This is a genomic window from Methylobacter sp. (genome assembly GCF_004322395.1).
In the GTDB taxonomy this organism is placed as follows: Bacteria; Pseudomonadota; Gammaproteobacteria; order Methylococcales; family Methylomonadaceae; genus Methylobacter_A.
Genome location: NZ_SCTW01000053.1, coordinates 1 through 10,625, shown reverse-complemented (window position 1 = coordinate 10,625; position 10,625 = coordinate 1). Strand labels below are relative to the sequence as shown.

Below are 10,625 nucleotides of genomic sequence, written 5' to 3'. Positions count from 1 at the left end.
TTACTGGCCTCCATAAAGATTTTGCCTTTGACTATGTATATTAACGAGTCTACTTCAGTACCCCGATTAAAAACGATAGCTCCAGGCGAAAAACTGGCAGCGGTAATCGGTAGTTGTTGTATTTCTCGTTCAGTCAATAGCTGAGCAACAGGCATCAGTCTTTTTAAAAAAGGGACTGGAATATTGAAATTTTTTGTAGTTGTAGATTTTTTATCATGAGCCGGCGGAAGATTCGATTTATCATTGCTGGGTGTCTTTTGGTGTGTTTTTTTCTTAAAAGTATTCCAGAACATAATGATGGGAAATTCCTTTATTTTTAGTTTCAGTAACAAATTAGTAATATACAGCGAATTTATTAGGAAAGCTGTACATTTGAGAGTTGATGCCTGTGCAATGAGTTGTTTTTCGAGACAGGTCTTCAAGAATTGATAGGCAAGATAAATCTTGCAAATCTCTTTCAAGTATCTCAAGTATAGCAGTCCTGTAGAGAGGTGAAATTTTAAAGCTCTAGTGTGAGAACTGACCGGAAAAAATAGGCGCTCTCTTAAAAGAATTAATACTGTGTTAGTATTGATGTCTTGGATTTTTTATCACCGCCATAATGACTCATCAGTCTTCCCTCACTTCATTAGTCGACCGCTTCGGCAGAACTGTTGATTATTTGAGAATTTCCATTACCGATCGCTGTGATTTCCGTTGCTTGTATTGCATGGCTGAAGATATGGTCTTCTTGCCGCGCGCACAGGTTTTAACGCTGGAAGAAATTTATACGCTGGCGAAAGCATTCGCTGAATTGGGGGTGAAAAAAATCAGGGTTACCGGCGGTGAACCTTTGGTCAGGAAAGGCGCGTTGGAGCTGTTGCAAAATATCGGAAGCATTGAAAGCCTGAATGAGCTGGTGATAACGACCAACGGCTCTCAACTTGAAACGATGGCCGCGTCTTTAAAAGAAGCGGGCGTAAAACGCATCAATATCAGTCTGGATACGCTGGATGCCGACAAATTTAAAGCGATAACCCGAACCGGTGATTTGCAGCAGGTGCTTAGAGGCATTCAGGCTGCCAAGACGGCAGGGTTTGAGCGGATAAAAATAAATGCAGTCATCCTTAAAGACAGGAATCATTGGGAAGTGAACGATTTGGTCCGGTTTGCGGTCGATTACGGCATCGATATCAGCTTTATCGAGGAAATGCCGTTGGGTATCGTCAGTCAGCATAGCAGAGCGGACGCTTACTATTCGAGCGATTTGATCAAGGCTGATTTGGTGCGGAATTTTACTTTAATCGCCACGGCTGAAAAGACCGGGGGGCCGTCGAACTATTTTAATGTGGCAGGCAGCCAAACCCGTGTCGGCTTTATTTCTCCGCACAGCGAAAATTTTTGCGGTACTTGTAATCGGGTGCGCTTAACCGTTGAAGGCCGGTTGCTGTTATGCCTGGGCAATGAGCATTCGGTCGATTTAAAGCAAGTCATCAGGGCTAATCCGGGCAATATGGCGGTGTTGAAGCAAGCCATTGTTGACGCGATGCTGATTAAGCCGGAAAAACACGAATTTAATATCAACGAGCAGCCGATTATATTGCGTTATATGAATATGACAGGAGGCTAAGGGCGAAAGGTTAAGGACAAAAGGGAGAATTGTTCCGCCTCCTTTAGCCCTTAGCCTTTTGTCTTTCGTCTTGTACCTTTCACCTTTCACCTTTCACCTGAGATTTTCCAAATGTCTTTCGCCAAGCTCGGTTTAACCGACGAACTCCTTAAAGCCGTAGCCGATCAAGGCTATGTCACTCCTACACCGGTACAGCAAAAAGCCATCCCCTTGATTCTTGAAGGCAAAGATGTGTTGGCAGGCGCGCAAACCGGAACAGGAAAAACCGCCAGCTTTACCTTGCCGTTATTGCAACGGTTGGCCGAAAATCATGACCCGCATCAAAAACCGCGTCGTGTTCGCGCGCTGATTTTAGTGCCGACCCGTGAGCTGGCCGCACAGGTCTATGAAAGCGTAAAAACTTATGGTGCACATTTGCCGCTCCGTGCAGAAGCGGTGGTCGGCGGTGCGAGTATCGGCATCCAGACTCGTCAATTACACCGGGGTTGCGATATCGTCGTGGCAACGCCGGGACGGTTGATTGACCATGTGCAGCAGCGCAATATCAATCTGGCCAACGTGGAAATGCTGGTGTTGGATGAAGCGGATCGCATGCTCGATATGGGTTTTCTGCCCGATATTAAACAAATCATGGCGCTGATCCCCAAGAAGCGGCAGAGTCTGTTGTTTTCCGCGACCGTGCCTAATGCAATCAAATTGCTGGCAACGCAGTTGTTAAATAATCCCGTTGAAGTTGAAGTTGCCAAGCAAAATGCTACGGCTGATACCGTATCGGAGCGTATTTACGGCATCGGGCGCGAGTACAAGCGTGAATTATTGTCCTATCTGATTGGCAGTAATAACTGGAAGCAGGTATTGGTGTTCGTGCGTACCAAACATGGTGCAGACCGATTGGAAAAACAGTTGATTGAGGACGGCATCCGCACCGTGGCGTTGCATGGCGATAAAACTCAAGGCGCACGCAACAAGGCTCTAGAGTATTTTAAAACCGGCAAGGTTTCGGCATTGGTTGCGACCGATATTGCAGCGCGGGGGCTGGATATTGACGACTTGCCGCATGTGGTGAATTTCGATTTGCCGCAGGTGCCGGAAGATTATGTGCATCGGATTGGACGCACCGGGCGTGCCGGTTCAAGCGGCGAGGCTTTGTCGTTGGTGTGCCCCGAAGAAGCCTGGATGCTGGCGGAAATTGAGAAACTGCTCAAGCGGCAAATTCCGCGTGTAGCCGATACCGGCTATGAACCGGTCTCATTAAAAGTTATTGATGCACCTAAAAAGAACGCACCCAATAAAACCACCGGTAAAAAGGATTATCGTCATACTAAAAAACCAGCGGCTCGCGGTGCTAAATCGACAGTCCGTGGCGCTAAACAGTCTGACAGTAAGCGGATCGAATCAAGAAGCAAGGGAAGACCGGGTTCTAGAGGGAAAGCTTAAGGTAAAGAAGTAGCAAGGAGATAGTGGGTATGAGTAGTCACCGATGAGCGGAAGTTTTGCTTTGGACTGTGCAATTTATCCTTGGACCAGTATCCAAGGCTTCACCACAACCGCCCACACTTCGGCATCGGTCTCAAGCCAGTCGATTGCTTGTTGATCGGATACCAGCGCAACCTGATTATTTTGCATCCATGACGCAACCCGTTCTTTATTATCAATGGAAAATTGGTAGGCCACATCGACTAGATCAAGATCAGGAGCGACGAATACCGCAGTGCCGTTGGCAAAAAAACGTTGCAATTCTTTCCAGGCAATTTGTGATGTTTCCAGATTTACTTTTTCTCTGGCAATATCACAACAGTTTGATTCATTCATGATTTTCTCTATTATTATGTGTAGGCAATATGTTATTTGCACATTTGCATGGCGTCGTTATCAGGTCAGCTGTTATTCTATAGTGAGCGATTATAAATTACTAAGTCAAGAGAGATAAATCATGTCGTTTTTTGAGTCAATAACAAAGAAATCCAGATTAAAAGCCGCTATCAAGGAAACAGCGGAAGCGCGTAGTAGCGAAGGCAGTAAGGCCGACCAATTATTTAAAAAAGTCTATCAGGAATACGCTGATGTCGTCGCTAACGAACCGCTGATTGCTGAAGCTTTATATAATTGGGGATTCGCTTTGCTGCATCAGGCGAGAACCAAGCTTGGCGATCAGGCAGCTAATCTTTATCAAGATGCTATTGCCAAGTTTTCTTTTTGTCTGACTATAGAACCAGCCTACCTTGGCGCTGCAATTGATGGCGGGGTTGCTTATATGGAATTGGCCCGCGTTAAAGCGGTAGGATCCAATGATAGCTTATATGGTAGAGCCAAAAATTATTTTGAAAAAGCCAATGCAATCCAGGCTGGATCGGCTTCTTATAACCTGGCTTGCATCTATGGTTTGCGCGGTGATAAAGAGGCTTGTCTTACTGCTCTGGAAATTTCTAAAGGGAAGGGCAGTTTACCAGCTTCTGCCGATATTCTTGCAGATCCGGATCTTGAAAACGTTAAATATCAGGACTGGTTTATAGAGTTTATGGAATCTTTAGCTAAAGAACCGGAACCCGTTGTTGAAATTAAGGAGGCAGTTGTTGAAGAGGTCGCTTTGAATGAAAAAACCGAAGTCGAGGAAGATGCAATTGCTGATGCATCGGAAGCCGTTGCTGTCGATACACCGGTAACTGAAAAGTCTGAAATTGAAGATGATTATGCCGAAGATGCTCTTATAAACGAAGAAACTGAAGTTGTGGCAAAAGATGACACGGCTACCGAGTCCGAAGGCGTTGTAGAACATAAAGCGCCCGTCAATGAAAACGCGTTTGCAGCCCAAAAAATTGAAGTTACGGTCGGAACAGCTGGCGAATCTGAGAAAGAAGTTAAGTCATTCTTGGGTCGTTTTTAATTAAAGCTGGAAGAGGACAATGATGTCGTCTTTTAAATATCTGGTGATTGCCGGATTGATAGCCGCAACGGTTCAGCCGGTCTTTGCCGATGATAGTTTAAGTCAAGTGTTTTCAACTTGTATGGATCAATCCGATGGCAGTACTCCATCAATGATTGAATGCATGGGCGCTGAAACGGAGCGTCAAGATGTCCGGTTAAACAAGGCCTATAAGGACATTATGGTCGACCTTTCATCTGAACGTAAGAAACAGTTGCAGGAAGCCCAGTGGTTATGGCTTAAGTATAGAAAGACCAATTGCGATTTTTATTACGATCCTGATGGTGGAACGATAGCCAGAGTCAATGCAAATCAGTGTTTTATGTCCTCTACAGCTGCGCGAGCTAAAGAGTTGGAAGGCTTTAAACAACAAAACTGAAATTATCGGTTAAGTGGATAACAGGCCGCCAATAAAGCCTGCATTTTGGCTAATCCCAGTTTTCGGGTTAATTCAATGTTATGTTGTGGGATGTTTTCCGGATCAGGGTGGCTGGCTACGGCTAGTTCTATACTGGTTTCCCGCAGCAGATGCAGCATGGGGTAGGGTGAGCGATTGGTGTAATTTGCAGCATCGTCCTGATCGCTGCCTTGGAAACAGTAATTGGGATGAAAGCTTGCCAGCTGGTACGTACCTTCATAGCCTCGTTCAATTAACAATGATTCGGCGACTTCAAGGAAATCCAGATAATCGTCGAATTTTGCAAACGCATCTGTATAAATCAATAACGTGGTTTCAATGCCGGGGTCTGTCTCCAGTCGATCACATTCATCAATCAGGTGCAACAGGCATTGCTCAATTTCTATGTCGCGATTAACGCTAAAGTAAATACTGCCCCGCTCCAGTTCGCGTTTTGCAAACGGACAAATGCTGTATTCAATGACGACAGATTTTAGCCAAGATAGTGTTGCGGCTTTAACGTCGCGGTCTGGAAGGATTTTATGAGTCATGGTGATTTACTGCCGGTTAAAGCAAAAAAGCCCCGTTTCACTGGGGCTTTGGGGCAGCACAACATATGCCGTTTATTTATGACTGATACCAGCTGCAATTCTTTTTTCCCTTTCTTCACTGGCTTTTTCAATTTTTGAAAAAACCCGCAGAATGTCAGTGGAAGATAATATGCCGACCAGTTTGTTGTCTTTATCGACGACAGGCAATGCGCCGATTTTATTGTCGGCCATTTTTGCCGCCGCTTCCGATGCATAGGTGTCAGGACTAACGGTTATTACTCCCCGATGCATGATATGCTGTACTTTTTTCGGTATTACATGAAGTTCGACCGCACCGGCGCCGGCTGCCGCTTCAATAGCGTTTGAGTTACTTTTTGGGCCTAGAGCTTTGTATAGATCCCTGTCAGATACAATTCCAATAACTTTGCCTTTTTCAACGACGGGTAAGTGGCGAATTCTTTCATAATGAATTAAGAAAAAGACACGATCGATCAAGTCGTGTTGTTCGACTGTAAATACTTTTGAAGTCATTAAATCTGCAACACGCATTATTTATTCTCCTGAATTATAAAAAAACCGGGTAAGAATAGGTAAATAAACGTATTTTTACAAGAGATAAAATTTGATGTGTTATAAAATAATGGGCTATGTTTTTGTTTGGTTTTGTAGGTCGGATTAAATTATGCTTACCTGCATGAGCTGTTATGTTTAGAGTCTAAATCTGTCTTAATGACACAATGGAGTTAGTTATGCGCATTATCCTGTTAGGGAGCCCTGGTTCCGGTAAAGGAACTCAAGCTCAATTTATTACTGAAAAGTACGCTATTCCGCAAATTTCAACGGGTGATATGTTGAGAGCCGCAGTGCGGGAGGGGACTCCGTTGGGCGTTGAAGCAAAAAAAGTGATGGATGCCGGCGGCTTGGTTTCCGATGATATTATTTTAGGGCTGATCAAAGAACGCATCGCACAAGCCGATTGCGCTAATGGCTTTTTGCTGGACGGCTTTCCTCGCACCATTGCTCAGGCTGAAGGCCTGAACGCAATGGGCGTCAGCATTGATACAGTTATTGAAATCGTGGTGGAGGACGAGGAAATTGTAAAACGCATGGCCGGCAGAAGAGTGCATTTACAATCCGGGCGCACTTATCATGTTGAGTTTAATCCACCTAAAGTTGACGGGCTTGATGATGTGACCGGCGAGCCTTTGATTCAGCGCGATGATGATAAAGAAGAAACCGTGCGCAAGCGGCTTAGTGTTTACCATGAACAGACTAAACCATTGGTCGGCTATTACTCAGCGCCAGAAAGACACGTCAAATTCAGTTCGGTAGCCGGTGTCGGCAGTGTTGATGAAATCACCGAAAAAGTTTTTGCTGTTTTGGGGTAGCCGCGCGAACAAAATATTTTGTGATAAATCGATGTTCAAATTTCAGGATAAAAGGTTTTTAAAGTTAATGATAAAGAAGGTTTTAGTAGTAAGGAAGGATGGTTAATATGACCAAGCTATATAATGTTGCTGTGGTTGGCGCTACCGGTGCGGTGGGTGAAGCTATGCTGTCAATTTTGGAAGAGCGTGATTTTCCCGTTGCTGAGGTTTATGCATTGGCCAGCAGTAATTCAGCGGGAAAAAGAATTTCTTTTAAAGGCGGGTCTTTAGTCGTACAGGATTTGGCTACTTTTGATTTTTCAAAGGTGCAAATCGGTTTATTTTCTCCTGGAGCGTCTGTATCGGCGGAATACGCGCCAAAGGCTGCTGCTGCTGGCTGTGTTGTTATCGATAACACCTCACAGTTTCGCTATGACGACGATATTCCGCTGGTGGTGCCGGAGGTCAATCCCGAAAAAATCGCCGATTATAAAAATCGCGGCATTATCGCTAATCCTAATTGTTCAACCATTCAGATGTTGGTGGCGCTAAAACCCATTTATGATGCGGTCGGGATTGAACGAATCAATGTGTGTACTTATCAGGCCGTTTCAGGTACCGGCAAAGAAGCTATAGAAGAGCTGGTTCGACAAACCACCAGTCTTCTTAACATGCAGCCCATTATCACAAACGTCTACCCTAAACAGATTGCTTTTAACGTGTTGCCGCAGATTGACGTATTTATGGACAACGGTTATACGAAGGAAGAAATGAAGATGGTGTGGGAAACCCGGAAAATTATGGGTGATGATAGTATTTTGGTTAATGCAACCGCAGTGCGGGTGCCGGTTTTTTACGGACATTCCGAGGCCGTACATATCGAGACTCGTAAAAAAATTGACGTTGTTACCGTAAGAGCTTTGCTTGAGAAAGCGCCGGGGGTGACGGTAATGGATGAACATAAAGATGGCGGTTATCCATCGGCAGTGACCGAATCGTCAGGCAATGATGATGTGTTTGTAGGACGTATTCGGGAAGATATATCGCATCCTCAAGGGATTGATTTGTGGGTGGTAGGTGATAATGTTCGAAAAGGTGCTGCATTAAACAGTGTGCAAATAGCAGAAGTGCTGGTAAAAAATTACATCTAGACTAAGCTTGTTTACATATTTGACTAGACGCGGTAAGAAACTGTGGTAACTATTGAGAAGAAGAGCAAAGTGCGTTTGTTAACTAAAACCCTAGCCGTTGTATCGTTACTGGCGCCGGCCAGTGGTCATACGTTAGGGATTGGCGAGATTAAATTGCATTCGGCCCTTAATCAAAATCTGGATGCTGAAATTGCGTTAATATTGTCAGGGGAGAGTGTATCTGACATCAAGGTAAATTTGGCACCGCCCGAAAAGTTTGATGAGGCAGGGGTGGCATGGACTTATTTCCTGTCGAAAATTAAACTTGAAACAATTACCAATTCTAATGGTGTGGCAGTCATTAAGTTGACTTCTAAGGAAGCGTTAAAGGAACCTTTTTTGGATTTTCTGCTCGAAGTAAGCTGGCCCAAAGGTAATTTGTATCGCGAGTTCACCGTATTGGTTGATCCGCCGTCAGTTTATAATCAAGCGACTATCCCAGTTTCAACCAGCACCGAAAGCTATGTGCAACCGCCAGCAGTTATGTCGCATGCTAATAGTCAAAGCAGCGCTGGAGAATATGGGCCTACACTTGAAAATGACACGCTTTGGAGCATAGCTGAGCGTGCGAAAGGGCAGGACAGCATTTCTGTAGAGCAAATGATGATGGCGATTTATGAAGCAAATTCTCATGCATTCTATAAAGGCAATGTTTATGCATTGACTGCCGGAAAAATGTTAAGAATTCCTGAAAAAGAGGTTGCTTTAAAACTATCACGAAACCAGGCATTAGCGGAATTCAACCGGCATACAAAAGCTTGGAAAAATCGCTCGGCTCCAGCTCACCTTGAAACAAAGGAAAAGCCTGTCCTGAGCAAAGGCGAAGGGCCTATCGATAATCAGTTAACTCTGGTTGCTCCAACCAAAGCAGCGGTTACTGATAATGCAGTTATAGCGTCGGTGAATGAGCAGGCAAATACTGAAAAGACAGCAACCGATGAGTCAAAAAACTCGAAGAAAGTTAAGGGTATAAGTGAAGCGATAACGGCAGATGGCGCGATACAAGGTAAGATAGCAGAGTTGGAAAAACAGCTGGCAATGATGCAGGAGTTGATTGTTCTAAAGGACCAGCAACTCGCGGCTTTGCAAAGCCAGTCCCAGAAAAATCAAATAGCGCCAAGCGAGGACGCGACAGTTAAGCCTGCTGATCAAGTCACGCCGGTTTCTGAACAAGCTGCTGTTCAGCCAGTGCAACCGAATCAGACAGTGCCGGGTGAGGTTGCGCCAGTTAAGCCTGCTGATCAAGTAACGCCGACTTCTGAACAAGCTGTTGTTCAGCCAGTGCAACTGAATCAGACAGTGCCGGGTGAAGCTGCGACAGTTAAACCTGCCGATCAAGTAACGCCGGCTTCTGAACAAGCTGCTGTTCAGCCAGTGCAACCGAATCAGACAGTACCAAGCGAAGTTATGCAAACCAAGCCTGTTGATCAAGTAACTCGCGCTGCTCAGCAGACTGCTGTTCAACCAGTAGCGCGGCCGGAACCTGAAGCAGATAATTTATTCGATTCGCTTTATCTAGAGGGGGGAGCCGGATCAGCAATTTTGGCGCTGTTGGGTTGGCTTTGGTGGCGAAAACGCAAAGTTGATAAGGAAACGAATACAGAGAGTATGTTTGCTTCTTCCGCCCTGATTGAAACATATGAAGCAAATGAAAATATTTCTGTGCCGGTTGTTGATGATGGTGCTGCTGCTGTACATGATGCGGGTACAGTTGGCGAAAGTTCTTTTTTAAGTGAATTCACACCTAGTGATTTTGACTCGTTTGATACCGATCAAGGGGAAATCGATCCGATATCCGAGGCTGATGTATATCTTGCTTACGGTCGTTATCAGCAGGCCGAGGAATTAATACGACAGGCGATTAAAGATCAGCCGAACCGCGATGAATGTAAATTAAAGTTGCTGGAGATTTTTTACGCTAATGAAAACAAAGCTGCTTTTGAAGCCTATGCCGATGAATTGGCAACGGCAGGTAAGCGAAATGAGGTCGAGTTTTGGGAGCAAGCAGCTGAAATGGGGCGTGAAATTTGTCCTGATTCACCCTTGTTTTCTTCAGGGATTGATTTATTTCCAGTGGCTGACGATACAGCCGTTGAAAATGTAGCAGAGGATGATATATTCAGCAAAAATAATATAAATGCTGGAACGGCTTCTTTCGAGCAGTCAGTCAATGATGATTTTGTTAAGGAAATAATTGAGCCAAAAGGCGACGCATTGGATTTTGATTTATCTGAAGCTGAAGCTGAAGATGATTCTTTTGTTGCGGAACAGCGAAATAACGAAGACATTGATTTTGATTTAAGTTCATTCTCAATGGACGCCAACGAGCCAGATGAAGCGGAAAAAGATGTTACAGCTTCCGGTATCCAGACAGATAAGCCTTCAGCAGCGCAGATTGAAGACATTGATTTTGATTTAAGTTCATTCTCAATGGGCGCCAACGAGCCAGATGAAGTGGAAAAAGATGTTACAGCTTCCGGTATCCAGACAGATAAGCCTTCAGCAGCGCAGATTGAAGAGATTGATTTCGATTTAAGTTCATTCTCAATGGACGCCAACGAGCCAGATGAAGCGGAAAAAGATGCTAC

10 protein-coding genes and 1 pseudogene are annotated in these 10,625 nt (G+C 44.7%); 7 read left to right on the top strand and 4 right to left on the bottom strand.

The window, feature by feature from the left end; all coding sequences use genetic code 11:
- A pseudogene (locus tag EPO18_RS08240) lies at nucleotides 1-293 on the bottom strand (HDOD domain-containing protein); the annotation flags it as partial.
- 308 nt (nucleotides 294-601) lie between these two features.
- Between EPO18_RS08240 and moaA the strand changes: the two are divergent.
- Nucleotides 602-1,609, top strand: coding sequence for a GTP 3',8-cyclase MoaA (moaA, locus tag EPO18_RS08235; RefSeq protein ID WP_292432877.1), 1,008 nt, complete (start codon nucleotides 602-604; stop codon nucleotides 1,607-1,609).
- Between the two features lie 111 nt (nucleotides 1,610-1,720).
- A complete protein-coding gene (locus EPO18_RS08230; protein ID WP_292432875.1) occupies nucleotides 1,721-3,046 on the top strand; it encodes a DEAD/DEAH box helicase in 1,326 nt (441 codons plus the stop codon).
- A 75-nt stretch (nucleotides 3,047-3,121) separates the two neighbouring features.
- Here the strand turns inward: EPO18_RS08230 and EPO18_RS08225 are convergent, their stop codons facing one another.
- The gene (locus tag EPO18_RS08225; protein WP_292432873.1) at nucleotides 3,122-3,421 is read right to left on the bottom strand and encodes a DUF2288 domain-containing protein; all 300 of its coding nucleotides are present in this window, start codon (nucleotides 3,419-3,421) and stop codon (nucleotides 3,122-3,124) included.
- A 121-nt stretch (nucleotides 3,422-3,542) separates the two neighbouring features.
- On the opposite strand from EPO18_RS08225, the gene EPO18_RS08220 reads away from it, so the two are divergent.
- Both EPO18_RS08220 and EPO18_RS08215 read left to right on the top strand, forming a co-directional pair.
- A complete protein-coding gene (locus EPO18_RS08220; RefSeq protein ID WP_292432871.1) occupies nucleotides 3,543-4,493 on the top strand; it encodes a TPR end-of-group domain-containing protein in 951 nt (316 codons plus the stop codon).
- A gap of 22 nt (nucleotides 4,494-4,515) precedes the next feature.
- Nucleotides 4,516-4,911, top strand: coding sequence for a lysozyme inhibitor LprI family protein (locus EPO18_RS08215; protein WP_292432870.1), 396 nt, complete (start codon nucleotides 4,516-4,518; stop codon nucleotides 4,909-4,911).
- A 2-nt stretch (nucleotides 4,912-4,913) separates the two neighbouring features.
- On the opposite strand, the gene EPO18_RS08210 is transcribed toward EPO18_RS08215, so the two are convergent.
- Entirely contained in the window at nucleotides 4,914-5,480 is a 567-nt protein-coding gene (locus EPO18_RS08210; RefSeq protein WP_292432867.1) for a DUF1415 domain-containing protein, read from the bottom strand.
- 72 nt (nucleotides 5,481-5,552) lie between these two features.
- Complete coding sequence (locus EPO18_RS08205) at nucleotides 5,553-6,029, bottom strand: CBS domain-containing protein (RefSeq protein WP_292432865.1); 477 nt, start codon at nucleotides 6,027-6,029, stop codon at nucleotides 5,553-5,555.
- Nucleotides 6,030-6,229: 200 nt separating this feature from the next.
- Here EPO18_RS08205 and adk point away from each other — a divergent pair, with 200 nt between their 5' ends.
- The 3 genes from adk to EPO18_RS08190 all read left to right on the top strand — a co-directional run.
- Entirely contained in the window at nucleotides 6,230-6,868 is a 639-nt protein-coding gene (gene adk / locus EPO18_RS08200) for an adenylate kinase (protein ID WP_292432863.1), read from the top strand.
- 107 nt (nucleotides 6,869-6,975) lie between these two features.
- Nucleotides 6,976-7,998, top strand: a complete 1,023-nt coding sequence (locus EPO18_RS08195) for an aspartate-semialdehyde dehydrogenase (RefSeq protein WP_292432861.1) — start codon at nucleotides 6,976-6,978, stop codon at nucleotides 7,996-7,998.
- A gap of 69 nt (nucleotides 7,999-8,067) precedes the next feature.
- The coding region (locus tag EPO18_RS08190) for a type IV pilus assembly protein FimV (RefSeq protein ID WP_292432859.1) at nucleotides 8,068-10,625 on the top strand (2,558 nt) is incomplete at its 3' end.